Source organism: Hymenobacter wooponensis, assembly GCF_004745865.1.
Lineage (GTDB): Bacteria > Bacteroidota > Bacteroidia > Cytophagales > Hymenobacteraceae > Hymenobacter > Hymenobacter wooponensis.
This window is the reverse complement of record NZ_SRKZ01000005.1, coordinates 304583-330410: the sequence shown is the minus strand read 5'-3', so window position 1 is coordinate 330410 and position 25828 is coordinate 304583. Positions and strand designations below refer to the sequence as shown.

Annotated in this window: 16 protein-coding genes; 12 read left to right on the top strand and 4 right to left on the bottom strand. The window is 49.7% G+C overall.

All coding sequences use genetic code 11. The features are described 5' to 3' along the window. Window positions 1–234: 234 nt before the first annotated feature. The 6 genes from EU557_RS18435 (at window position 235) to EU557_RS18410 (ending at window position 5822) form a co-directional block, all read left to right on the top strand. Window positions 235–963: a slipin family protein gene (locus EU557_RS18435; protein WP_135531939.1), complete on the top strand. Its 729-nt coding sequence runs from the start codon at window positions 235–237 to the stop codon at window positions 961–963. Window positions 964–999: 36 nt separating this feature from the next. Beyond that, window positions 1000–1845, top strand: coding sequence for an endonuclease/exonuclease/phosphatase family protein (locus EU557_RS18430; protein WP_135531938.1), 846 nt, complete (start codon window positions 1000–1002; stop codon window positions 1843–1845). Window positions 1846–1936: 91 nt separating this feature from the next. Continuing rightward, a complete protein-coding gene (locus tag EU557_RS18425; RefSeq protein WP_135531937.1) occupies window positions 1937–2401 on the top strand; it encodes a 3-oxoacyl-ACP synthase in 465 nt (154 codons plus the stop codon). A 95-nt stretch (window positions 2402–2496) separates the two neighbouring features. Next, window positions 2497–3669 (top strand): 1-deoxy-D-xylulose-5-phosphate reductoisomerase, encoded by a 1173-nt coding sequence (locus EU557_RS18420; RefSeq protein ID WP_135531936.1) that lies wholly within the window; start codon window positions 2497–2499, stop codon window positions 3667–3669. Window positions 3670–3807: 138 nt separating this feature from the next. Next, window positions 3808–5154, top strand: a complete 1347-nt coding sequence (gene rseP, locus EU557_RS18415; protein WP_135531935.1) for an RIP metalloprotease RseP — start codon at window positions 3808–3810, stop codon at window positions 5152–5154. Between the two features lie 167 nt (window positions 5155–5321). Continuing rightward, complete coding sequence (locus tag EU557_RS18410; RefSeq protein WP_135531934.1) at window positions 5322–5822, top strand: DUF6702 family protein; 501 nt, start codon at window positions 5322–5324, stop codon at window positions 5820–5822. 183 nt (window positions 5823–6005) lie between these two features. On the opposite strand, the gene EU557_RS18405 is transcribed toward EU557_RS18410, so the two are convergent. Further along, window positions 6006–8015 carry an OmpA family protein gene (locus tag EU557_RS18405; RefSeq protein ID WP_135531933.1) on the bottom strand — a complete coding sequence of 670 codons (2010 nt, stop codon included), beginning with the start codon at window positions 8013–8015 and terminating at the stop codon, window positions 6006–6008. A 281-nt stretch (window positions 8016–8296) separates the two neighbouring features. Between EU557_RS18405 and lon the strand changes: the two genes are divergently transcribed. From lon to EU557_RS18385, 4 genes are all read left to right on the top strand, one after another. Further along, window positions 8297–10798, top strand: a complete 2502-nt coding sequence (lon, locus tag EU557_RS18400; RefSeq protein WP_245326319.1) for an endopeptidase La — start codon at window positions 8297–8299, stop codon at window positions 10796–10798. Between the two features lie 195 nt (window positions 10799–10993). Then, window positions 10994–12055, top strand: coding sequence for a type IX secretion system protein PorQ (porQ, locus tag EU557_RS18395; RefSeq protein WP_135531932.1), 1062 nt, complete (start codon window positions 10994–10996; stop codon window positions 12053–12055). A gap of 110 nt (window positions 12056–12165) precedes the next feature. Beyond that, window positions 12166–13575 carry an ATP-dependent protease ATPase subunit HslU gene (hslU, locus tag EU557_RS18390; protein ID WP_135531931.1) on the top strand — a complete coding sequence of 470 codons (1410 nt, stop codon included), beginning with the start codon at window positions 12166–12168 and terminating at the stop codon, window positions 13573–13575. Window positions 13576–13689: 114 nt separating this feature from the next. Continuing rightward, a complete protein-coding gene (locus EU557_RS18385; RefSeq protein WP_135531930.1) occupies window positions 13690–14430 on the top strand; it encodes an SDR family NAD(P)-dependent oxidoreductase in 741 nt (246 codons plus the stop codon). Between the two features lie 50 nt (window positions 14431–14480). On the opposite strand, the gene EU557_RS18380 is transcribed toward EU557_RS18385, so the two are convergent. Both EU557_RS18380 and EU557_RS18375 read right to left on the bottom strand, forming a co-directional pair. After that, on the bottom strand, window positions 14481–15908 hold the full coding sequence (locus tag EU557_RS18380) for a RagB/SusD family nutrient uptake outer membrane protein (protein WP_135531929.1): 1428 nt from the start codon (window positions 15906–15908) through the stop codon (window positions 14481–14483). A gap of 30 nt (window positions 15909–15938) precedes the next feature. Further along, window positions 15939–19076: a SusC/RagA family TonB-linked outer membrane protein gene (locus EU557_RS18375; protein WP_135531928.1), complete on the bottom strand. Its 3138-nt coding sequence runs from the start codon at window positions 19074–19076 to the stop codon at window positions 15939–15941. A gap of 573 nt (window positions 19077–19649) precedes the next feature. Here EU557_RS18375 and EU557_RS18370 point away from each other — a divergent pair. Further along, window positions 19650–22922, top strand: coding sequence for a SusC/RagA family TonB-linked outer membrane protein (locus tag EU557_RS18370; protein ID WP_135531927.1), 3273 nt, complete (start codon window positions 19650–19652; stop codon window positions 22920–22922). Window positions 22923–22934: 12 nt separating this feature from the next. Further along, window positions 22935–24638: a SusD/RagB family nutrient-binding outer membrane lipoprotein gene (locus EU557_RS18365; protein ID WP_135531926.1), complete on the top strand. Its 1704-nt coding sequence runs from the start codon at window positions 22935–22937 to the stop codon at window positions 24636–24638. An 82-nt stretch (window positions 24639–24720) separates the two neighbouring features. Here the strand turns inward: EU557_RS18365 and prfB are convergent. Further along, window positions 24721–25798 (bottom strand): peptide chain release factor 2 gene (prfB, locus tag EU557_RS18360; protein ID WP_135531925.1). Its coding sequence is split into 2 segments (ribosomal slippage): window positions 24721–25737 and window positions 25739–25798, totalling 1077 coding nucleotides; the frame shifts between segments, so codons are not numbered across the junction. Between the last annotated feature and the right edge of the window lie 30 nt (window positions 25799–25828).

Here is a 25828-nt window from a genome sequence, read left to right as displayed (position 1 = left end):
CGCAGATTAGTCAGAGGGTTCGACTCCCTCCAGTGGCGTGGAGCAATGCCCCTTTCAGGGTATCGGCCTTAACAGCTGTCTGAGTGAAGGGGGAGAAGCATGGTCTAATGTGACCAAAGCTGTGTTGTGGTTTGTAGTCGGCCGGATACCGCCTTCTCAGGAAGTGCTTAAGGCCGGTTCCCTACGATGTGGTGTTTCTCCCTTTTCCATCAGCGGGCTATTTCTTCCTATTCAATGGGTCTATTCACAACTACCTACCAAGTAAAGCCGAATCAGCAAGGCTTTCTATTCCGTGATAATGTACTAGAGCGTACGCTGCCGCCTGGGCGTTATGAGCTATTAGACTGGCGCAATCGTACCAATTTACTGACACTGCCAACCACCAGTCGTCTACTCACCGTCACTAATCAAGAGGTGCTGACGAAAGACAGTATAGCCCTGCGGTTCTCTTTTGTGGTACAGTACCGCATTCAAGATGGTGCCTTGTTTCTGAGTCAGTTTGAGTTGAACGTATCTGCCAGCTTGCTGCTGCAGGAGGCTGAGAAGCGTATCTACCAACTGGTGCAGCTAGCCGCCCGCAACAAAATAGCTGCGTTTGACAGCGAGGAGCTGCCTGATCGCCGAGCTGAGCTAAACGACCTGACTACTCCCGAACTGGTTGCTCAACTGGCACAGTTGGGCGTAATGCTGGAAGAAGCCCAGCTTCGTGATCTGACGTTTCCCAAGAACATTCAGGACTTGTTTGCTCGTTACCTCGAAGCCCGCATCCGGGCAAAAGCTGATCTGGAAAATGCCCGTACGGCTGTTGCTACGGCCAGAACGCTCAAGAACGCCGCTGAACTAATGAAGGGCGACGATAACCTGCGGTTTTATCAATACTTGGAGACTATCAGCAAAATTGCTGCGAAAGGCAAGCATACGTTTTTGGTAGGTGAGTATCCAGCTAGCTCTAAACCACAGTAGTTAGCTTGCCACTTCACTATCTTAATTCTATCCGCAATGCGCATACTCCTTTTCTGCCTGTTGAATTGCCTATTGATTACCCAGGTAGCACTAGGCCAAAAAGCACCCCAACCCCTGCGGGTGGCCACTTATAACCTGCGCCTCAACGTGGCCAGCGACGGTGTGAATGCTTGGCCGAACCGCAAGGAAATGGTGAAGAGCCTAGTGCGCTACCATAATTTCGATGTGTTTGGCACCCAGGAGGGGTTCCGTGGCCAGCTCAACGATGTAGTGGAGTTGCCGGAGTACACTTTCGTAGGCCACGGCCGCGATGATGGTAAAGAAGCTGGCGAGCACTCAGCCATCTTCTACAAGAAGAGCCGTCTGAAAATGCTGCAAACCGGCGACTTCTGGCTCAGCCAAACTCCCGAAAAGCCCTCCAAAGGCTGGGATGCCACTTGCTGCAACCGCATCTGCACCTGGGCTAAATTCCAGGATCTGAAAACAAAGCAGGAATTCTACTTCTTCAGCGTTCATTTCGACCACGAAGGCGTGGAAGCCCGCCGCCAATCGGGCAAGCTAATGGTGCAGAAGATGCAGGAAATTGCCAAAAATACCCCAGTTATCTGCGTCGGCGATTTCAACTCCACCCCCGATACCGAGCAGATTAAGACCATGCAGGCGCTCCTGCAAGACTCCTACCATACTACTAAGCAACCCGCTTACGGCCCGGTAGGCACCTTCATTGGCTTCAAGCTAGATGCTCCGCTGCAAGACCGCATTGATTATGTATTTGTGAGCAAGCAATTCGACGTGCTGGATTACGCCGTACTCACTGATTCCATGCGTGGACTCTATCCCTCTGACCACTTCCCAGTGATGGTGAATGTGGTGTTGAAATAGAAGGCTAACCCTATGAGTAGGGAATATCCCTTGTCAACCTGCTAGGCCACCTCTTGCTATCTTGGCAAGTCGAAAACGATTCTGAACTACTATGGCAGGCCCAGACCAGCTAATCAAACCCCAACTCCATGCCGCCTGCCTGGCCTACGCGCAGGAGCGCATTGACGCCTGCCAAGCCGCCATTCAGGCCGCGCAGGAATCGGCCAACTCCGAAACCAAGAGCAGCGCCGGCGACAAGTACGAAACCGGCCGCGCCATGGCCCAGAATGAGCGCGACCGAAATACCGTGCAACTCCATCAGGCCCAGCAACTGCAAGGCGAGCTGGCCCGCATCAACCCCGAGCTACCTTGCGACACCGTGCGCCCCGGCGCCCTGGTCCGGACCAGCCTAGGCCACTTCTACATCAGTATTAGCGCCGGCAAACTTACCGTGGGTGGCCTAGATTACTTCGCCGTATCACCGGCCGCACCCGTAGCGGCGGCGCTAGCGGGTAAGCGGGCTGGGGAGCAAGTGGTGTTTAATGGCAAGCCCGTGCAAATACTGGCTATCCAATAAAGTCAAGTAGGCCACCCACTGAAAAGCCGCGCTAAGTCGGCCAGAAATGCCGCCCGCATTGCACTACCTTTGTTTGAGGTAGTTCCCATTCCCGTATGCCCGATTCCTTTCCCAAACGCGTTACCCTCCTCGGCTCCACTGGCTCCATTGGTACCCAAGCCCTTGATGTAATCCGCAGCCAGCCCGGCAAATTCACCGTCACAGCTCTTTCGGCTCATTCCAATGCCGATCTGCTCATTCAGCAGGCTCAGGAGTTTCGGCCCGCCGCCGTGGTTATCGGCGATGAGAGCAAGTACGAAACCGTTAAGGCCGCGCTGGCCTCGCAACCCGAAACCGAAGTGCTGGCTGGCGCTGCTGCCCTCGCCGATGTGGCTGGCCGCGACGATGCCGACGTAGTGCTTACCGCCATGGTAGGCTACGCGGGGCTGCTACCCACGGTGCGCGCCATTCGGGCCGGCAAAACCATTGCCCTGGCTAATAAGGAAACTCTGGTTGTAGCGGGGCAACTGATTACTGAGCTGGTAAAGGAGCACGGCGTAGGCCTATACCCCGTCGACTCGGAGCACTCGGCCATTTTCCAATGCTTGATAGGGGAGGAGCAGAACCCCATTGAGAAGATTATCCTTACCGCCTCGGGTGGTCCGTTCCGGGGGCGCAACCGGGCGCAGCTGGCCCAGGTAACCAAGGCTCAGGCGCTCAAGCATCCTAATTGGGACATGGGCGCCAAAATTACCATCGACTCGGCCTCGCTCATGAACAAGGGCCTGGAAGTGATTGAAGCCAAATGGCTTTTCGGTTTGCGCAACGACCAGATTGAGGTGGTAGTGCACCCGCAAAGCATCATTCACTCGCTAGTGCAGTTCGAGGATGGCTCTCTGAAAGCGCAGCTGGGCCTCCCCGACATGAAGCTGCCCATTCAGTACGCGCTGGGCTATCCGCAGCGCTTGGCCAATGCCTTCCCACGTTTTTCCTTTCTCGACTATCCCCAGCTCACCTTTGAGCAGGCCGATACCAGCGCCTTCCGCAACCTGGCCCTGGCATTTGAGGCCATGGGCCGGGCCGGTAACGCGCCCTGTATCCTGAATGCGGCCAATGAAATTGCGGTAGCAGCGTTTCTGCGCGATGAGATTGGCTTCCTGGAAATGTCGGATGTGGTAGAAACCAGCCTCGCACGGGTTTCGTACCTTGCCGCTCCGAGCCTCGATGACTATGTGGAAACTGACCGCGAAACGCGCCGAATTGCGCAGGAGCTGGTAGGCCTCTCCTGACACCCTGGCCGAAATGTTCCGCTTGGGGCACGCCAACGCCTTTCGGTGCGTTGTTTGTGTACCTGTCCTTTACGCGCTGGCTTCCTGAGTTTACCATCGGAAGTCAGTACCTACTAATCACCTAATACTCTACTCTCTTTGGAAGGATTAATCATGGCCGGGCAGATGCTGCTGGGCCTTTCCATTCTGGTTGGTCTGCACGAGTTCGGACACTTTGCAACTGCCAAATACTTCAAGATCCGCGTCGATAAGTTTTACATCTTTTTCGACTTCCTGTTTCCACTGCCTGGCGTGATGAACTTCGCCCTCTTCAAAAAGAAGATTGGCGAGACGGAGTACGGCCTGGGCTGGTTCCCGCTGGGTGGCTACGTGGCCATTCACGGCATGATCGACGAAACGCAAGACGCCGAAACGCTGGCTGCAGAGCCCCAACCCAACGAGTTCCGCGCTAAGCCAGCTTGGCAGCGCCTCATCGTGATGCTGGGCGGCATCATCATGAACGTCATCACGGGTATCGTTATCTTTTCCCTCCTGACGTTCAAGTACGGTGAAAGCTACCTGCCCGCCTCGGAAGTGCGCTATGGCATAGTGCCCAACGAGCTGGGTAAGGAAATTGGCTTTCAGAATGGCGACAAGATCGTGAAGATCAACGGTCGCCCTTTCACGGAGTTCAATGACGTATATAGCCCCGAGGTAGTACTCGGCAATAACGCCTACTACACTGTCGACCGCAGTGGGCAAATCGTGGACATTCCGGTGCCCAACAACTTCATGGACCGCCTCTCCGACGAAGGCCAGGCGGCTTTCGTGCTGCCCCTTGACCCCTTCGTGGTAGATGAAGTAGTAAGTAACAGCCCCGCTGCTAAGGCTGGTCTCCAGCCCAACGACCGGGTAATGCAGGTAGCTGGTCAGAAGATTCAGTTCTTCCCGGAGTTGCAGAAAGCCCTAAAAGACCACGCTGGCAAGCCCACAATAGTACAGGTAGAACGTGCCGGTCAGCCTGTTTCGCTAACGGTTGAAGTTGACGACGATGGCAAAATTGGTTTCAAGCCAAAATCCTTGCTCAACTATGCTACCCGGCATTACGGCCTTGTTGAGTCTATTCCGGCTGGTACTAAGCAAGCATTTGGCGTGGTAACCACCCAAATGAAGGCTTTCGGTAAGATTTTCAGCGGTCAGGCTTCCCTGCGTAAATCCTTGGGCGGCCCTATTGAAATTGCCCAGCAATACGGTGGCAAGTGGGATTGGCTGCGCTTCTGGACGCTCACCGGCATGCTGTCTATGGTGCTGGCCTTTATGAACCTGTTGCCCATTCCAGCCCTCGATGGTGGCCACGTCATCTTCCTACTCTACGAAATGATTGCTGGCCGCAAGCCTTCCGATAAATTCCTGGAAGGTGCTCAGAAAGTAGGCATGGCCCTCATTCTGATGCTGATGGTGTTTGTGCTAGGCAATGGTCTGTTCAAAACCATTTTCCACTTCTAGGCCAGTACGTTGCTAGTTGTGGTGAGTATGTTGCCCCACAACTCATAACCGACAACTGATTTCTACCCGGACCTTCTTACGCTGGCACGATAGTCGTTCTACCAGAACGGCAGTGGCTAGCGCAGGAAGGTCCTGTGTATTCTGTCACTTTCAGCCATTCCTTTCCCATGTCTCGTCGAATTTTCTTGTTGCTTCCAGTGACCCTGCTGCTGAGCCTAGTGGCTTGGGCGCACGCATACCACGCGAGCATTATGGAGTTGCGCTATAACCCACAGAAGCTGCAACTAGAAATAGCCCTGAAGCTCTTCAGCGACGATTTCGAGAAGGCGCTGTCTGTAGGCCAGTCAACCGGTATCAGCCTGGACAAGTCCCCTAAGGAGCAGGTAAACGCGCTGGTATTGCAACTGGTCCGACGGTCTATTGAGTTTAGCACCAAGCCCGGCGAAGTGCTGCCATTAACGCTGGTGGGTATTCAGCACGAGCATGATTCACACTGGGTATATTTCACTGCTAAGCTTGCTAGGCCAGTCCAAGGGGTTTCTCTACGTAATAAGCTGCTACTCGATGTATTTCCAGATCAGATGAATATTGTTAATCTAGAAGCTGCCGGCCAGAAGCAAAGCTTGCTGTTCCGCAGCGGACAGGAGCAGCAGCAGCTGAAGTGGTAACTATACCTGTTCTGTTAGTGCCAGGAAGTACGCCGAGGTAATTCTTCCATAACTGAGCGCAGAACCTTGACCTAAGTAAAAGCCCTTACTCCCCCAGTGGGAAGTAAGGGCTTTTACTTAGGTCAAGCCTGTTATTGAGAATGAAGAAATGGCTTCGCACTACTCGCAGTTACCAAAAGAGGCCTACCAACCAGTACCACCAGCATCCTTTTTGCCGCCGGTATCACCTTCAGGCTTGATTAAGCGGAATTCAACGCGCCGGTTGGTGCGGGCATCCTCGGCGGTAGCTTCCTCCTTGAGTGGCTGCGTACTGCCGTAGCCCATGCTCTCAATGCGGTTGGGCTTAAGCTTGCCCTTTTGTTCAATGTAGCGTCGGATGGCTTCGGCCCGGTCCTGAGATAGGGTCATGTTGAAATCAGGGTCGCCTTTCGAGTCGGTGTGGCCGGAAATGCTGAGGCGGAACGTGGGGTGGTCTACCATGAACACGGCAATACGATCCAGGATAGGTTGCATGCTGGCCCGAATGGTCGCCTTATCCTGATCAAACTCAATGTTCTTAAAGACAAGCGGAATTCGGTAGTCGATAGAATTAGTCATCAACTTCATCACCGTGTCACCCTGCAGAGCAAAGCTTTTTTCCACGCTAAAGAAGTCGGGGCTTTGAATAAGCATCACGTAGTGCGAGCCTTCAATCAAATCGAAATCAAAAGAGCCATCATCGCGCAGATATTTGCTGGCTACCTCAATGCCGTTATCTGTGTCAATAATGCTAACGATGCCATTAAGCGGCTTGCTGCTGACTGAGTCGATTAGGGAGCCTTCTACGTGCGTGGTAGCCAGCGGCTGCGCCTCCATTGGCAGCGGGAAAGAGAAAAGGTCCAGGTTTTTCATGTCCTTTTCCTCCGAGCGGGCATAATATAAGCTCTTGGAATCGGCATCAATGGTGAAATAATACTCTGAGCCTTTACCATTTACCAACGGACCAATGTTAATTGGTTCCTGCCAGCGCCCTCGCACCCGGTACGTCTTATAGATGTCAAAGTCTCCGAAGTTCAGAAGCTGCCCTCGTGAGGAGAAATACAATACGTGGTAGAGCGGGTGATAAAACGGGCTTACCTCGCTCTCCCGCGTGTTTACGGTAGGCCCCATGTTTAGCGCCCGGCTCCATTGCCCATTCTTCTGCTTTACGGTATACCAGATATCCGAGAGGCCAAAGCCGCCTAGGCGGTCAGAGGCGAAGTACAGGGTATCCTCGCCCGGTGAGAGGGTAGGCTGCGAATCCCAGGCGGTAGAATTGACGTTAGCGCCCAAGCTTTTCGGCATCGACCACTGTCCATCCTTGAAGGTAGAAACGTACAGGTCGCAGTTGCCGTGGCAAGTGGGGCACTCGCACCGCGCAAAGTAGAGCGTTTTGCCATCCTTGCTGATGCAGGCCGATCCCTCGTTATAAGGAGAGTTGATAGGCTTAGGAAGTGCCTCGGCCTCCGTCCAGACGCCGTTCTCAAACCGAGCGGTATACAAGTCCTCATCAACCACGTTGTTGATGCCCCGGCGTTTGCGCTTGGAAGTAAAGATCAGCTGATCAGCATCGGCACTGAGCGTGGGGCCGTAATCCTCGGAGGAAGAGTTAATGACGTCGCCCATGGAGGTATAGACCCCTTTCGGGGGCCGGAACGTCGCAATATTTTTCCGGTACTCTACAATGTCGTAGTACGTTTTGAGCGGCACGTACAAGTCGGCATCCTTCTGCTCCAGCGAGTCATAATAGAGTTGCACCTTCTTGAGATCCTGGCGGCGGTGCTTTAGCGCGAGGCTATAATAGACTTTGGCGCGACTTTCATTCCCCGCTTTTTCCCAGAGCTGACCTAGGCGCCAGAGCATGTTCGTGTTTTTATAAAAGTTCTCGATGCCAAACTGGCCTACGTAGGCATCAAGTAGGTTGCGGGCCGCCGTCCAGTTTTTACGCTTCTCTGCTTTTTGAATATCCCGTAATGCTTTCTTGTCCTGAAAATAAGGAACTCGGTTTACGTTGGGAAAGTCGGGAGTAGCATCTGGCCGTAGGCGCATTCGTTGTACCACCTTGCCCGAAAGCTTGCGCTGAGAATTTGGTAGGCCACCTTTTTGCTGCGCCCAAGTGACAGCTGGGAGAAACAGTAATAAGTAGAATAGGCGCAGGCGAAAAAAGGCAAGCATAAAAATAGTAGGCACAAGAGCGGTGGGATACCAGCGCAAAGAAGATCAAAAATAGGAATTTTTCGATGCACATAGCAGTTGTTTTAAGGCGGATTAAGTGACGATTCGCCTTAGCCAACATGCCGGGTTGGCAACTTATGTCTTGCGAAATGCCCTTACTACACCGTGGCATGGCACTTGCCGAATCCTTACCTTCGAAAGAATATCCTGCTTAGGGTAAGGGTGCCAGCTCTTTCGGCTGTCATAATGGCACCTTATTTCCCTTTCCGCTCTTCCTGCTCATGAATCAATCTGATCCGAATACGCCGCTGTCTACCCTTTTGCTGATGAGTGATGATCCTGCTGAAGTGGTTTCCATTGTGGCTACTGACCCAGATCAGCCGTTAAGCCCCGAGGATTCTCCCGCTATTCTGCCGCTGCTGCCCGTTCGTAATACCGTGTTGTTTCCTGGCGTGGTGTTACCCGTTACGGTCACTCGTAAGAAGAGCATACGGTTGGTTCGCAAAGCCTACCGCGGTAATAAGATTGTGGGCGTAGTGGCCCAAAAGAATGTGCAGAGTGATGATCCGGCTTTGGCTGACCTCTACCAGGTCGGTACAATGGCTAAGATTCTGAAACTGCTGGTGCTGCCCGACGGCAACACCACTATTATCATTCAGGGACAGTCGCGCTTTAAAATCGAGGAGGAAACTCAGAATACGCCTTACCTCACGGCGCGGGTAAGCTATGCCCAGGAAACCTTCCCGAACAAAAACTCCAAAGAAGTTAAGGCTTTGGTATCGTCGTTGAAAGATGCGGCGGCCAAGATGCTCAAGCTCAATCCCGAGATTCCGCAGGAAGCTCAACTTGCCCTGGAGAATATTGAGTCGCCTTCGTTCCTGACGCACTTCTTGTCTTCCAACATCAACGTGGAGGTAGGCATGAAGCAAAAGCTGCTGGAAATAAACGACGGCGTAGAGCGCGGCACGCAGCTGCTGGAGCTGATGATGCGTGAAATTCAGCTGCTGGAAATCAAGCGCGAAATTCAGACCAAAGTTCACACTGATATTGACCAGCAGCAGCGCGACTACTTCCTGCGTCAGCAGATTAAGGTGCTGCAGGATGAGCTGGGGTTTGATGGGCCAGATCAGGAAGTGGAGAAGCTACGTCTGAGGGCCAAAGCCAAAAAGTGGCCCGAAACCGTTGCTAAGCATTTTGAGAAAGAGCTAGATAAACTGGGGCGCATTAACCCACAAGCAGCCGAGTACCCCGTAAGCCTGAACTACGTGGAATTCCTTCTTGATCTGCCGTGGGCTGAGTATACCAAGGACAATTTCAACCTGAAGCGCACCAAGAAGATTCTGGATGATGACCATTATGGCCTAGAGAAGGTCAAAGAGCGTATTATTGAATACTTGGCCGTGCTTAAGCTGAAGCAGGACATGAAGGCGCCTATCTTGTGCCTCTACGGCCCGCCCGGCGTAGGTAAAACCAGCTTGGGTCGTTCCGTGGCCAAGGCCTTGGGGCGCAAATATGTGCGCATGAGCTTGGGTGGAGTGCGCGATGAGGCTGAAATCCGGGGCCACCGCAAAACCTACGTGGGCGCCATGCCGGGCCGCATCATCTCACAGATCAAGAAGGCTGGGGCTTCGAACCCGGTTATCGTGCTCGACGAGATTGACAAGCTAACTTCTGACTTCCGCGGCGACCCATCGTCGGCGCTTCTAGAAGTGCTGGACCCCGAGCAGAACTCTACCTTCACCGATAATTACCTGGAGGTAGAGTATGACCTCTCGAAGGTCCTATTCATCGCCACGGCCAACTCTCTGGAAACCATTCAGCCCGCTCTGCGCGACCGGATGGAAATCATTGATCTGACGGGCTATACTCTAGAGGAGAAAACGCAGATTGCTAAGAAGCACCTGTGGCCTAAACTACTGCAGGAGCATGGCCTAGGCCCAAAAGATGCTACCATCACAAATGGAGCCCTGCAGCGGGTAATTGATGATTACACCCGCGAATCGGGGGTGCGGAGCTTGGAGCGTAAGCTGGGTGGTGTAGTACGCAATTTGGCCAAGAGCAAGGCTATGAAAGAGGCCTACCCTACTACCTTGGAGCCCAAAGACGTCTCACGTATTTTAGGTGCTGCCATTTTCGACCGGGACTTGTACCAGGATAACGAAACTGCGGGCGTTGTGACTGGCCTAGCGTGGACTTCGGTAGGCGGCGACATACTCTTTATTGAAAGCCTCTTGAGCCGCGGCCGTGGCAAGCTCACGCTTTCCGGCCAGCTCGGCGACGTGATGAAGGAATCGGCTATTACGGCTCTGTCTTACCTGCGGAGTCGTGCCGAAGAACTGGACATCGACTACCGACTCTTTGACCAGTACGACTTGCACATTCACTTCCCGGAAGGTGCTGTGCCCAAGGACGGGCCCAGTGCCGGTATCGCCATTTTCACCAGCATTGCCTCTGTATTTACTCAGCGCAAAATCCAGAGTCATTTGGCCATGACGGGTGAAATAACGCTGCGTGGTAAGGTCTTGCCGGTAGGTGGTATTAAGGAGAAGATATTAGCTGCTAAGCGCGCAGGTATCAAGAATATCATCCTCTGCCATAAGAACCGCAAGGATATCAACGAAATCCCGGCTGAGTATCTCAAAGACCTCAATATCCATTACGCCGATCGGGTGGATGATGTGCTGGAGGTAGCCCTGTTGCAAGAGAAAGTAGCGCATCCTATCAAGCTAGTGGTACGGGATGAGCCGGTGGCTGCAGTAGGCCCCAGCGTTGAAGTAAACTAGCCGCTCTGTGGCATTGACTAGAGTGGAGGGATTCGCAGTGTAGCATGGTGCTACGTGGATTCTTTACTCTAGTCAATGAGGACTTGCCATTTGCTACTGAGCCCCGGCTAGGCCAGTATGGTCACGCTGCCGCGCAATAAAATGCGAGCTATGGCGTGCTATGCCGGATACTCAGTTTCCCTATATCTTGGAGCAATGATTATACTGCTACGCCGTCCTGTTGCTGTTCTTGCCACTGTGGGGCTGCTACTAGGAGCTGCTAGGCCAGTTGTTGCCCAGATCGGTGGCCAGCAAGCTTTTTCATTTCTCAACCTACCCACTAGTGCTAAGTTGGCGGGGCTAGGCGGCGTGAATGTATCGTCACGAGATGCTGATGGGACCATGTTGTATGGCAATCCGGCCCTGTTGAATGCTGATATGGATGGCCGCCTAGCACTCGGCTACGTCGATTATCTGGCTGATATCAAGCAGAGCACGGCCGCGTACGTATTCAATTCGGAACGCGCCGGCCGTTTTGGAGTGGGGCTGACGTATATGAACTATGGCAGGTTTGAGCAGGTCGATGCTGCTGGTAACAGTCTAGGCGACTTCTCCGTCAATGAGTATGCGCTAAGTGCTTCCGACTCTTACACTAGCGGAAGTTTTACGCTAGCTGGCACTCTGAAGCTTGCGGTATCAGGCATTAGTGGCAACCACTCTGTGGCTACCCTCGCTGATGTGGGAGGCTTGTTTAAGCACCCGACCAAAGACTTTACCGTAGGCTTGGTGGTTCGCAATGCCGGCTACCAGCTGAAGCCCTATGAAGGAGCAGGTCGTGAGCCCATGCCATTAGATGTACAAGTGGGTACATCCATTAAGCCAGAGCATTTGCCTTTTCGGTTTTCTATCTCAGCACACCATCTCCAACAGCTCGATATCGTATACCTCGACCCCAGTCAGCGCGGCCAGCTAGACGAGCTGGGGAATGAGATAAAGCCGAAAAAGACTCTTGGCGATAAAATTGCCCGCCATTTTGTGGTAGGAGGGGAGTTTCTGCTGAGTAAAAACTTCAACCTGCGTGTTGGCTACAACCACCTGCAGCGCCGCGAGTTGCGACTAGATAATACGTCAGGTGGCGCAGGCTTTTCGTTTGGTGCTATGCTGCGCATCAGTGAGTTTCAGCTCGATTATACCCACGCTGGCTACCACGCATCTGGCGCGGCTAACTATTTCACGGTAGCTCGAAACGTCAATTCTTTGTTTAAGAAGAAAGAGTAACTACTTCCACTGCTGGCTTTACAGTGAGTATATACTGCAAGGTCTAGCAAAACCTTTCCTCGTGATTCCGGCTATACTCCGGCACCTGTTCCTGTTTACTCGTTCACCCTATGTTAGATTCTGCTGAATTCCTGACGCCGGCGCAAATTGTTGCCGAACTCGATAAATACATCATAGGCCAGCATGATGCCAAGCGTCATGTGGCAATTGCCCTGCGCAACCGCTGGCGCCGCCTGCATGCTCCCGCCGAAATGCAGCGCGAAATTGTACCGAATAACATTCTCATGATTGGCTCAACGGGTGTAGGCAAAACCGAAATTGCTCGTCGCCTGGCCAGCATCTCCGGAGCTCCCTTTACGAAAGTAGAGGCTTCTAAATTTACCGAAGTAGGCTATGTAGGCCGCGACGTGGAAAGCATGGTGCGCGACCTAGTAGAGCAGTCCGTAAACATGGTGCGGCAACGGCGCAAGGAGGAAGTAAAGGCCCAAGCCGCGCAAGCCGTGGAAGACCTAATCCTCGATGCATTAATTCCGCCGGTATCCGGTACCACCGTGGCAAAGCCGGGTGTGGGCTTCGGGTCTTCTGATGGAAGCCACGTACCTGATTCTGACTACGAGTTAAATGAAAGAACTCGTGAGCGTTTCCGCGAAAAGATCCGCAGTGGTGAGATGGATGAGCGGAAGATTGATATTCGGGTGCAGCAAAATAACTCGCCTGGTATTGGGGTAATAGGTGGCCCAGCAGGCCTAGATGAGGCCTCCATGGCAGGCATCCAGGATATGTTGGGTTCTATGATTCCCAAGAAAACCCGTAAGCGCAAAGTCACTATTGCTGAAGCTCGGAAAATCTTGCTTGATGAAGAAGCGGCTAAGCTCATCGATATGGACGAAGTGAAAGACGAGGCCATCCGCCACGCCGAAAACGCCGGCATCATCTTCATCGACGAGATTGATAAAGTAGCCAGCCGTAGCGGCAAAGGGGGAGGTGGGCCCGATGTAAGCCGTGAAGGTGTCCAGCGCGACCTGTTGCCTATTGTAGAAGGCTCGGCGGTCAGCACCAAGTACGGTATCATTCATACCGACCACATCCTGTTCATCGCCGCCGGTGCCTTCCACGTAGCTAAGCCTTCCGACCTCATTCCGGAGCTCCAAGGCCGCTTCCCCATTCGCGTAGAGCTACAAAGCCTTACTAAGGACGATTTCTACCGCATTCTGAAAGACCCCAAAAACGCACTTACTAAGCAATACGAGGCACTTTTGAAGGCGGAGGATGTTGAACTCAGTTTTGACGATGAAGCCCTGGAGCGTTTAGCTAGCATTGCTTTTGAGGTCAACAGCGAAGTCGAAAACATCGGAGCACGCCGCCTGCATACCGTTATGAGCCGCTTGCTCAACGACATCTTGTTTGATGTTCCTGATCTAATTGGCCCCAATGCTCGCATCCTCATTACCCGCGAGCTAGTGGAAGAACGTCTGCGTGATATGGTCCGCAACCGTGACCTGAGCCAGTACATTCTCTAGGTTAGTTAGCAGCTCAGTACTTCAACCTACAAACAAAAGGAGGTGGCCTAGGCCACCTCCTTTTGTTTTCTATCGTATTTTTTAACTACTCTTTCTCACCTATTCTTTTCCTGCATGCATTACTACATTATCACAGGTGCCAGCCGTGGCCTAGGCAAAGCCTTAGCGGATGCGGCGCTCGAATTACCTAATACTTCTGTGTTGGGAGTATCCCGTCACGCCACCATTACCCATGAGCGTTACACACATCAGCCACTTGACCTATCTGACATGCTAGCTGTGCAGAACAACTTGCACAAAGTTTTTCCGGCTAGGCCAGATGCAGAAAGTATCACCCTCATTAACAATGCCGCAGTATTAGGCGATATAGGCTACTTAGGTGAACACCAGAATGAGCACTTCGAATTTGTGTTTGATGTGAATACCGTAGCGCCAGCCATGTTCATGAATACGTTCCTGAGTGCATATTCTAACCTTACTATCCCCCGTACTATTCTCAACATTAGCAGTGGCGCCGCTCAACGTGCGGTAGATGGTTGGGGTGCATATTCTGCCTCTAAAGCCGCTCTAGATGCCCTATCCCGCACTGCTCAAAAGGAGCAAGACATTCGTGGCACTGGCATCCGTATCCGTAGCCTTTCACCTGGCATTCTAGATACTCCCATGCAAGAGCACATCCGCAGTGCTGAGGTGAGTGACTTTAGTGAAGCTGCCAAGTTCGCTAATTTTCATGCCGAGAATAAATTGACTCAGCCCACAGAAATTGCTGAAAAACTAATCCATTGGCTCAGTAAGCCCATAAGCCATAGAAAGTTAGTTGTCTTTCATGTTAATGACCTGGAAATAAATTTTTAAAGAGAAAAAGGCCCCAATTACCTAATTGGGGCCTTTTTCTCTTTAAAAATTTATTGGTAACCTTCGTTTTGCACAAGGTTGGGGTTCTGCTGTATTTCGCGAAGCGGGATTGGCATAATTAGCTTGGGGCTACCGTAAGGTTGTGCGGCCGCTGAACCACGAGCAGTTGTTCCTTGCTTCGTGCGAAACAAGTCGAACATACGGTGGCCTTCGAAAGCAAGTTCTAAGCGACGCTCGAGTAGAATAGCGTTCAAAAGCTCTGTAGATGATGCGAAAGTTACATAGGGAGCAGTAGAACGGCTGCGTACTTGATTGAGCAAAGCAAGTGCCTCTTCGTTTACAGTGTTAGTAGTTCTAACCAAAGACTCAGCACGATTCAGTAAGACTTCTGGGTAGCGAGAAATTGGAACCCAGTCAGCTGAGATAGCTGCGTATTTGAGAGTATAGTAGCGGTTATTAGCGGTAGACTGTGTAGTTAGCAAAGTCCGGCGCTTATCATCTGCAGCAAATTGAGTCGTTGGAATGCTGACATATGGAGTAATTGTAATGTCAGCGCGAGCAGGTGATGGACCATAATGCTGCCCAATAGCATTATTCGTATTCGGGTTATCTGAGGTGCCCATCGCTACAGAGAAGATGGATTCGCTCGTAGTAAAAGTACGGAAGGGAGTTAAAGGTGACGGGTTAAGGGTATGACGTCCCCCCGTGATTACATCACCAGCCAACTTAGCTGATCTCACATAGTCCCCTTTATAGAGGGCTACCCGAGAAAGTAATGCACGTGCTGCGTCTTTTGTAGCACGTCCTACTTTGTCAAATGCCGTAGTGTATGTTTCCGGTAGATTCGCAATAGCGTCATTTAAGTCACTTTCGATCTGAGCATACACTTCTGCTACAGTAGCCCTCGGGAGATTCTGAGCAGGATCAAAAGCGCTGGCAGCATCAGGCGCAACTAACTGGATAGGAATACCTAAGTGAGTTGCTCCAGCAGTATAGTTGTATGGCTGTGCGTACAAGTTGACTAAATAGAACATTGTTAAGGCTCGTATATACTTACCCTCACCAATGTACTGAGCTTCTAAGTTTGCTGGAGCAATACCAGTATTAGCTTGCAACTGCTGCAAGAAGAAGTTAACTGAATAGATTGTACGATAACCACCCTGCCAAGCAAGCTGTGCAGTTCCATCACCCGCTAATTGGGTATTGTTCGCTAAGGTGCCAAAGTAAGCGGCTGGGTCAACGTCATCGGCGCGAATATCAGCGTAAATCAAGGCGCGGCCACCTAAGAATTCAGCGTCTTGTAGGCCATTGTACATGCCTAAAGCTGAACTAGCAATACGGGCAGGAGTACTATAGCCTTCTGTTGTAGTAAAGGCAGCAGGGGGCTCTTGGTCAAGAACCTTGTCGCAACTCGAAGCAGTGGTAAAAAGTGCTACACCAAGTGCAGCTTTCCAAAACAAATTTGACTTATGTGTCATAAAGCGTTGAAGTAGGTTTTGAGCAAAGATTTAGATACCAATGTTAACTCCGAAAACGTAGCTCCGAGGTTGTGGCACAGAGCGGTTATCCGTGCCATAACCAATGTTGCCTGTAGTTGTGTTCCGGTTAGAATTAACTTCTGGATCCGTTCCTTTGTAGTCTGTAAAGACGTATGCATTCTGAACCATGACATAAACATTCACATTGTTCATGCCGCCAATAGCTGCCAGAGCTGGCTTCGGTAGATTGTAACCAAGACGCACTTGACGTAGTCGTAGGAAATCACCTTTTTCTAACCAGCGAGTAGAGTTTTGTGTAGATACGTTGTCTTGCAGTACTAACTTAGGAACATCAGTTTTTTGACCAGGTGTGGTCCAACGGTCTTTAATTTCCTCAAGGTTATTGTTCAAAGAGTTAGTCATTAGACCCTGGCGAGTGGCGTTATAAATTAAGTTGCCACCGCTGTATTGCAGGAATACACCAAGCTCAATGCCTTTCCAAGAAAAGGTGTTGTCAAAGCCACCATACATTGTAGGATATCCACTCTTCTTGGTGTATTTGAAATCAGCAGCCCCTATGGCCGACGTAGGCTCGCCCGATAGGGTCGTCCAAGTCAACGTGGATGCATTGTATTGCTTGATGTTGCCATCCTTATCTTTGAACTGAGCATTACCATTATCGGGGTTAACACCAGCCCATTCCGGTAAGTAGTATACACCTACAGATTTACCTACCCCAGCACGTTGTACACCTGTAATCAAATCGTTAGGAGTAGCTAACTCGACAACACGGTTTTTTAGTACTGAGAAATTCAGTTGTGAAGCCCAAGTAAAGCCATTTTCCAACCGGACGTTAACCGTATTCAAAGAAAGTTCCACCCCACGGTTATACATCTTGCCAACGTTTCTCGATACAGCACCGCCTGGAAGGCCTGTTGTTAAAAGCACTGGAGCGCTTAGAAGCAGACCGTCGATGTTTGTGTTGTAGAAATCAAACGTGACACCTATTCGATCTTTCAAGACCGACATATCGAAGCCTACGTCGAGTTTCTTCGACGTCTCCCACTGCAAGCTTGGGTTGCCAACTTGTGTAATGCTCAGGCCGTTAACATCAGCGTATTGTCCGCCTCCAATTGTGGTCACCGAGGCATAATTACCTATGCCACCAGAATTACCTACAATGCCGTAGCTAGCACGTACTTTCAAGTCACTGATGAAGGAGTAATTGCTCATGAAGCCTTCCTCAGAAATACGCCAAGCTATCGAGCCTGCTGGGAATGTGCCTCTCTGGTTACTTTTACCAAAGCGTGAGTCAGCATCGTTACGAATAGTGAATGATGCATAGTACTTATTCGCAAATGAGTAGTTAGCTCGACCGTAATATGATTGGAAGCCCCGCGCCGTCAAACTGCCACCGCCTGTGAAGGTGCCAGCGTATAGTCCATCAAGAATGTTCTTGTACTTGGGATCTACAAAGTTCTCTGCAGGGGTATAGACTTGCTGCTGGCGCTCTTCCTGGTACTCAACACCTGCAGTAAGATTCACTGTATGATTATCACCAAACGTCTTATCATAGTTGGCGTAATTCTGCCAGTTCCATAAGTTTTGGTTAAGGCGGTTATTTTGTACCAGGCCATTGTAAGAGCGGCCTAGCCCCGAAATAAGAGGGCTGCTGTACTGATCTTCTAAGTTATCAAAATAGTCAATACCGAACTTAGAAGTCAATTTGAGGCCTGCAACTGGCTCAACGGTTAAATAGCCATTAGCGATAATACGCTGAGTCGTGTTATTATTACGCTGCAGTTCTGTAATAGCAGTTGGATGATTATAATTGTTTAATACATACTGAGTTAAATTATTGCCATTTCCTAAATTGCCGGCTGAGTTCAAATAGTAAGTACCATCTGGGTTATAAATTGGAACGTTTGGGGGAGCATTATATCCAGCAACCGTAACCCCTGCTAAATAGCCATCCGTTAGTACACCTCTGTTGAGCGCTTTAGAATAGCTACTGCTTATCCCTCCCTTTAACCACTTCTTTGGGGTAATATCTAAGTTTAAGCGGATAGAGCCACGCTTCAATTGGTTATTCGCTAAAATGCCTTTTTGATCAGTCCAGTCGCCAGAAGCGTAGTAGCTAGCTAGTTCAGTGCCGCCAGATAAAGCAACTTGGTAATCTTGTTGTATGCCTTTCCGGAAAATTTCATCCATCCAGTTGGTTCGATCAGGAACACCGTCGCCATTTAGATCGATATCCTTGGCAATTATCGCGGTAGGATACTGAGCAGGTCTAGCAGCATTTGCGTTGAATGCCTTTTCATTTTGAATCAATGTGAAGTCGTCACCATTCAAAACTTTTGGAACACGAGCCGCCTCTTGGAAGCCGACGTATGAGTTGAAGGACAATCGGTTTTGTCCAGATTTTCCACGCTTAGTTGTAATAAGAATTACTCCATTAGCAGCGCGTGAACCGTAAATAGCTGCGGCTGCAGCATCTTTCAGGATATCAATTGACTGTATATCATTAGGGTTGATATCAGCTAAAGGATTATAGCGCGTACCATTGCCACCATTGAACACGTTTGCATTATTGAGGGTATTTAGTGGAACTCCATCAACTACGAAAAGTGGCTGTGAGCTATTAGAAAGTGAGTTTACCCCACGTATACGGATAGCAACACCATCTGCAAGTGTACCGCCAGGGCTAGTAATTTGAACACCTGCAGCTCGGCCTGTTAGAGCTTGATCAAAGCTCTGTACTGGCTGGTTTAATAGCTTCTCCTCAGTTACCCGGCTTTGCGAACCTGTTATTTCTTTTATATCTTGGGTTCCACCGTATCCTGTTACAACTACCTCGCTGAGTGCTTTAGTGTCAGAACTTAGGCCTATATTGATCTGCGCATCAGTTCCTATGGCACGTTCTTGAGCAACAAAACCAACTGAGCTAAAAGTTATAACTCCTCCTGCTTCGGGAACAGTAAGGGTATATGTACCATCAGAGTTCGTAGAAACACCATTGCTTGTGCCTTTTACAAGAACTGTCACACCTGGTAGTCCTTCACCAGTGATGCGATCAGTAACACGACCACTAATAGTACGTGTCTGTGCGAATACCTGTACTACACTCAGAGTAGCAATGGGTACAGCAAGAAGTAATGTTTTTTTCATGTAAGGAGGTGTGAATGAAGTAAAGGCTGGATAATAAAAGGTTATAAACCTTGTTATCCTGAGTTGAGGTTCAGTTATAGAAACTGAAAGTTATGAAGAGAATTTAAAATAACTGCAATGATGGTTGAAAATTTGGCATAAATCTTTAGCTATTCTTGTGAATAAGGTGGTGCGAATACTATCGTTTAAGTATAAAAAATATCTATATTCTTATTTGATATAATATAAACAGACTAAGTATGTATACTTCTTATACAGCTATATAAATGTTCAGCAAGTACGACTCCCAAGGCTAATTGCTAGGATAGCATTTATAACGATCGTACGTTCATGATGAGACTCACACTATAAGAATTTCAGTGATGTTCACTTCAAAATGTCGACAAAGCACACTAATCAAAGAAGGATTGATAAAATTATTTTACATTGCAGTTCCGTCTTATAAGAAAGTTTTCTGTATTTGAAAATCATAATGTTAGCGAATACTATTGATTGAGGCTGTACTTCTTGTTCCACCTAGATTGTTTCACCTTTAATTCACCCATTTACCTTTAAACACTCACTCACAACTCCATGCGAAAAATTTTATTGAGTGCGATACTCGTCGCGCCCGTTCTGTTGCAGCAGGCGGCCGCTCAAAATCGCCAAGTTTCCGGAAGGGTCACAGATCGTGCCACAGGGCAAGGATTGCCAGGTGTAACTGTGTTAGCCAAAGGCACTACAATTGGTGTATCTACTAATGCTGATGGTACTTATACGATTAGTGCTCCGGCATCTGCAACTACACTTACTTTTTCTTCTATTGGCTTTGTAGCTGTTGAAAGAGCAATAGGAGATGCTTCGACTATTGATATAGGTTTAGCGTCTGATTCTAAGCAGTTAGGAGAAGTCGTGGTAACGGGTGCTTTGGGAATCCAGCGCCAGCAGCAGCAAGTAGGTTACGCTACTGCTTCTCTCGACACCAAAGAATTAACACAGGCTCGGGTTACGAACGTGGCTAATGGTTTGGCTGGCAAAGTCTCGGGCCTGCAGATTCAAACCTTAAGTGGTAGTGTAAACCCAACTCCTCGTGTGACGCTTCGTGGCAGCCGTTCCTTGACAGGTAACAACGAAGCGCTGGTGGTAATCGATGGGGTTATCTCGACCAACGAAGTGTTGGGCGCTCTAAACCCTGATGATATTGCTTCTATTGACGTACTGAAAGGTGCTAACGCAGCTGCTCTTTACGGCTCACAAGCATCTAACGGTGCACTCATCATTACCACCAAAAAAGGTGGTAGCAATAACCAGGTTACTTTCTCTCATACTTCACAGTTTGAGTCGATTTCTTTCCTGCCTAAGTTTCAGAAAGAATTTGGTCCTGGCTCGCCTGATTGGTACAACAACTCAGATAACGCAAAAGCAGGACTATTCTTCGATCCAACTAATGCAGTTGACGAAGAGTACCACTATCAGTACCAGGGCTTCGAAAACCAGCAGTACGGCCCTCGCTTCGACGGCTCTTTACGCCCATTTGGCCAGACCCTCGCCGATGGTACTGCGCAGATGCTGACTTACGAGGCTCGTCCCGACGAAAAGAAGAAATTCTTTAACCACGGATACCAAATGCAGAATGGTGTAACCTTCTCGGGTGGTGATGATAAGACGAAGTTCTTCACTTCCTTCCAGAATGTACACAACAACGGCGTTGTGCCGAAGGATAAGTTCGACCGCAACAGCTTCCGTTTCAATGCTTCGCGTGAAATGGGCCGCTTGAACATTGGCTTTAATGCTTCCTACTCGCAGCAGGTAGCAGATGTGACGTCAAACCTAGACCGTAATACTTCGGTGTACTGGAACGTGTTCAACACTACAGTGATGGCACCCCTCACTCAGTACAAAGACTATCAGAACGATAAGTATTCGGAACCGAACTTTGGCTATTACAACGCCTACTACTTTAACCCTTATTTCATTATAGACGCCAACCGCACCAAGGACCGACGTAATACTATTCAGGGTAACATTGATCTGGGTTACAAGTTCACTGATTGGTTGCGTCTAAATTACCGTTTGGGTACTACTAGCACGGCACAGTCTAGTCTGACTACTCAAAACAAATTCTCGCTAGCTGCTAACTCGCCTAAGTCAATTTCCAGCTACACCGGTTTTGTACAAGACCTGAGTAGCAGCTTGACTCGTTTGAACTCGGACTTGTTCCTGAGTATGGATAAAACTTTTGGTGATATTTCAGTACAAGCCATCCTCGGCAATAACGTTCAGCAGCTTGATAGCCGTTACAACTTTGTTGCTTCTTCAGCATTAGCAGTGCCAGTTGAGGGGGATAATTTTAACCTGAACAACCGCATCGGCAACCTCGATGGACGTGCTGGACGTGCTCAAACTCGCTTATATGCGTTCTATGCTGACCTGACATTGGGCTATAAGGACTTCTTGTACCTACATGGTTCAGGACGTCAAGATAATGTGTCTATCCTCGAGCCTGGTAATCGCAGCTTCTTCTACCCAGCTGTTGATGCCTCGTTTGTTTTAACTAACGCCGTTCCGGCTTTGAAGGATTTGTCTTTCTTAGATTATGCTAAGATTCGCGGCGGTGTCTCCAAAGTTAGTCAAGTAAACCTAGGCGGTTTCACTACTAATGGGGTGTACAACACGGGTGGTGCATACTCGCTTCAACAGTCATTCCCTCTTGGTCTCGGCTTTCCCTTCCCTTCTAGGGCTGGCTTCACTGCAGGTGGCACTCTTGTGCAGCCTGGCCTCAAGCCAGAAGACACTCGGTCTATTGAGACAGGTATTGAACTCAGCTTCCTAAAGCGCCGTGTATCGGCTGCAGCTACCTACTACGCGCAGAAGAGCACAAACCAAACCGTTACAACTAACATATCGGGTGCTGCAGGTGCGCAATTTGTGACGCTAAATGCAGGGGAAGTTCAAAACAGGGGTGTTGAACTTGACCTGAACATTACACCGGTTCGTATCGAAAATGGGCTATCAATTACAGTTGGTGGTAACTTCAACTACAATGCTAATGAAGTAGTATCGCTGCCCAGTGGCCTCACACAGTTGAACCTGACTGGCAGCGGCCGTCAGAGCACAAACGCAGACCTATTTGCTATTCCTGGCCAGCCTTTTCCTTCACTCATAGGTACTTACTATCAGCGCACTGAAGATGGCCGGGTGAAGATGACGCAGGTGAGCGACCCTAATGACCCTACACTAGTTCGTTACGCTCCACTCATTGCTACCGACACGAAAAACTTCGGCAATACACAGCCTAAATATCGCTACGGCTTCAACACCAGTATTAATTTCAAAGGCATCACACTAGCCGGACAGGCTGAGATGCGGACAGGGTATGTAGTGTATAATACTATTGGTGAGAACCTTGATTTCACCGGTATTGGAACACGCAGCACTCAGTACGGTCGTCAGGACTTCGTATATCCCAACTCAGCTATCCCTCAAACCGATGCTGGTGGCAACGTGACTTACGTACCCAACACGTCGGCCTTGACACCTGGTGGCTCTGAGTTTTGGGCCAACACTGCCAGCTGGAATACTGGGGTTGCTGAGAACTACGTTACTTCTGGTAAGTTCTTCAAGATCCGCGAGTTAACATTAGGATACACCCTGCCAACTGACCTGGTATCGAAATTTGGATTCATAAAAGGGGCTTCAGTGAATCTTTTCGGTCGGAATCTTTTTACATGGGTGCCGAAGGAGAATATCTACACCGATCCTGAGTTTAGTGGCACCGCTCTGGGTAGTAATGCCATCGGTATCAATACGGTTTTGCAGACTCCTCCTACCAAATTTTACGGGGCTACTATTAACGTAACCCTTTAATCATACCTGTTCATGAAAGCACTTTTTAAAGTACTGATTGCGGCGGCTCTTACTACCGCGGCAACAGGTTGCGAGAACTTTCTCGACATCAACGATAATCCCAATAATGCCCTAACGGTAACGCCTGATGCTTTATTGGCTAACGCCTTAGTTACCACAGCTGCAAACTACACTGGCGGCGTAGCTAATGGCAATAACTATAATACTTACGCTAGCTTTGCAGCTGGTTACTGGGGTAAGTCAGGTACGGTTAGCGGCTTCTCGCCAGAGCGGACTTATACTTACAACAACACATATAATCAGTCGCTGTTTAACTCGACATACGATAACATAGCTGATTATGACCTCATTCAGCGCGATGGGGCTACAACTTACCCTAATCACGCGGCAATAGCCCGGATTATGAAAGTGTACAACTATTTGCTGCTAGTTGATCAGTTTGGGGATATTCCGTATACACAGGCTCTTAAAGGGTTAGGGAATACGGCTCCTAAATATGATAGTGCTGAGTCTATATATAAAGACTTAGTAGAACAGCTCAAAGGAGCTGTAGCGGATATAAACAACGTACCTGCTGGCGCGTTGGTTGTAGGAAACGAAGATGTTGTCTTCAATGGTGGTGCCACGGGCATGGCTCGATGGAAGGCTTTTGCGAACAGCCTGCGCTTGCGAATACTTCTTCGTCAATCCTCAACTAATGATGCAACACGTAATACTTACGTGAGTACAGAACTGCGCCTTCTACAAACGCAAGCTGCTACCGCTACAGGTGGTGGCTTTATCGATCGTGACGTAGTGGTTCAGCCTTCTTACACGGCTAACACTAACCAGCAGAATCCATTCTATGATCGATATGGTTTTGCTCCTGGCGCAACTCGGGCACAGTCAGAGTACAGCTATATCGTACCTACAAACTATATAATTCGCCAGTACGAGACCAACTCTGATCCACGCATCGCTCAATTGTACCGCAGGGGTCAGCGCAATAACGGCCCTACGGATCCAGACCATGCTACGGCCGCTTACGTTGGCACTGACCTAGGTGAAGGAACGCCTCCACAGTTTAGCGCTGGTGATTGCGGGTGCCAGACGGTAGGTTCGCGTTTCTTGCAAGGGGGAACATTCCTACGTGCCGCAACAGCTCCTACCGTGCTGATGCTATTATCCGAACACCTCTTTAATAAAGCAGAGGTGGAGGCCCGTGGCCTATTTGGTGCTGTAGCCGATGCGAAGCAGGACTTTAATGACGGAATTAAGGCTTCGTTCGTTACTACCTATCGTGAAGCTGCTACTGTTCCAGCCACAGTAGCTTCAGCTACTTCAAGTAATGCTGCTGGCATTGCACAGTATAACGACTACGTCAATGCTACTGCCAACCAAACAAATGGCTTGGTAAACTATGACGCTCCCACAACGAGAACCCCCGAAGGTGAAGGTGCTAATGCTGGTACTGCTCCCCTAACAACTCCTCGTGCTGTTACGGCGCAAGAGAAGATTCTTTACCAAAAGTATTTGGCCGAGAATACCATTGCTGCTGTAGAAGCATTAGACGACATTCGTCGTACAGGTTTGCCCCGAATCAAGCTCTCTCTGCAACGTGGCGGGAATCCACTGCCCAAGCGTCTATTCTATCCACAATCGGAAGTGAGCACTAACCAGGCTAACATCCCCTCTGGTGTGACACAATTCACAAAAATCTTCTGGCAGATGGACTAACTATCTTCTGGAATAAGAAAAAAGGGCTGCACTATTGTGCAGCCCTTTTTTGTTCTGTTTCAGTTACAATTAGTTGTTCTGCTCAGCTTTGCATCAGGTAGCCCCTGATGTATTCATTCAAATCCCCGTCAAGCACGTTTTGTACATCGGTGCGCTCAATGCCAGTACGGAGGTCTTTAATAAGCTTATATGGGTGCAGAACATAGTTCCGAATCTGTGAGCCGAAGTCAATTCGCTTCTTACCGGCCTCGACTTTATCCCGTTCTGCGTTGCGCTTGTCCATCTCAATTTGGTAAAGACGCGACTTTAGCATGCGTAGGGCGTGCTCCTTATTCATCAGCTGGCTACGCTCGATTTGGACGGCGATGATGATACCTGATGGAGCGTGAGTGAGTCGTACGGCTGTTTCAACCTTATTAACGTTCTGGCCGCCGGCGCCGCCGGCGCGGAAAGTGTCCCAGGATATGTCAGCTGGGTTGATCTGAATATTGATGGTGTCATCAACGACAGGATAGGCAAATATTGAGGCAAAAGAGGTATGACGGCGGCCGCTGCTATCGAAAGGAGAAATACGGACGAGGCGGTGCACACCGATTTCACTTTTTAGGTAGCCGTATGCGAATGGGCCGTCTATTTCTAAAGAAGCTGATTTGATACCAGCACCTTCACCGGGTTGGTAGCTTACCTGACGAACCGTGAAACCTTGCTTTTCGCCCCACATGATGTACATGCGCATGAGCATTTCGGCCCAATCTTGGCTTTCAGTACCTCCTGCACCAGGATTGATTTCTAAGATGGCGGAAAGCTGGTCTTCCTCGTCAGAGAGCATGCGCTTGAACTCAAGGCGCTCTACGGCCTGCTCTGCAGATTCAAATTCCTGTTGTATTTCCTGCTCAGTGACATCTCCTTCACGGTAGAAGTCATATAGTACTTCTACATCCCCTACAGCCTTTTCCACGGCCTCAAAGTCATCAGTCCACACTTTAAGGGCCTTGATGTCCTTCATGACAGCTTCGGCTTTTTTGGAGTCATCCCAAAAGCCGGAAGTAGTAGTTTGCGCTTCTGTCTCTACGACTTGAGCTTTGCGGTTATCGTAGTCAAAGGTACCTCCTCAGGGCCTCAGCGCGGCCCTTCAAGTCCTTTACCTGTTCATGGGTCATCGGGACAAAAAGTGAATGATGGAAATAGAT

Coding starts and splice junctions, on each gene's coding strand:
- EU557_RS18380 (WP_135531929.1), bottom strand. CDS start 15,908: ATGACACATAAGTCAAATTTGTTTTGGAAAGCTGCACTTGGTGTAGCA.
- hslU (WP_135531931.1), top strand. CDS start 12,166: ATGTTAGATTCTGCTGAATTCCTGACGCCGGCGCAAATTGTTGCCGAA.
- EU557_RS18405 (WP_135531933.1), bottom strand. CDS start 8,015: ATGCTTGCCTTTTTTCGCCTGCGCCTATTCTACTTATTACTGTTTCTC.
- lon (WP_245326319.1), top strand. CDS start 8,297: ATGAATCAATCTGATCCGAATACGCCGCTGTCTACCCTTTTGCTGATG.
- EU557_RS18385 (WP_135531930.1), top strand. CDS start 13,690: ATGCATTACTACATTATCACAGGTGCCAGCCGTGGCCTAGGCAAAGCC.
- EU557_RS18410 (WP_135531934.1), top strand. CDS start 5,322: ATGTCTCGTCGAATTTTCTTGTTGCTTCCAGTGACCCTGCTGCTGAGC.
- EU557_RS18365 (WP_135531926.1), top strand. CDS start 22,935: ATGAAAGCACTTTTTAAAGTACTGATTGCGGCGGCTCTTACTACCGCG.
- EU557_RS18425 (WP_135531937.1), top strand. CDS start 1,937: ATGGCAGGCCCAGACCAGCTAATCAAACCCCAACTCCATGCCGCCTGC.
- EU557_RS18370 (WP_135531927.1), top strand. CDS start 19,650: ATGCGAAAAATTTTATTGAGTGCGATACTCGTCGCGCCCGTTCTGTTG.
- EU557_RS18430 (WP_135531938.1), top strand. CDS start 1,000: ATGCGCATACTCCTTTTCTGCCTGTTGAATTGCCTATTGATTACCCAG.
- EU557_RS18420 (WP_135531936.1), top strand. CDS start 2,497: ATGCCCGATTCCTTTCCCAAACGCGTTACCCTCCTCGGCTCCACTGGC.
- EU557_RS18435 (WP_135531939.1), top strand. CDS start 235: ATGGGTCTATTCACAACTACCTACCAAGTAAAGCCGAATCAGCAAGGC.
- porQ (WP_135531932.1), top strand. CDS start 10,994: ATGATTATACTGCTACGCCGTCCTGTTGCTGTTCTTGCCACTGTGGGG.
- EU557_RS18375 (WP_135531928.1), bottom strand. CDS start 19,076: ATGAAAAAAACATTACTTCTTGCTGTACCCATTGCTACTCTGAGTGTA.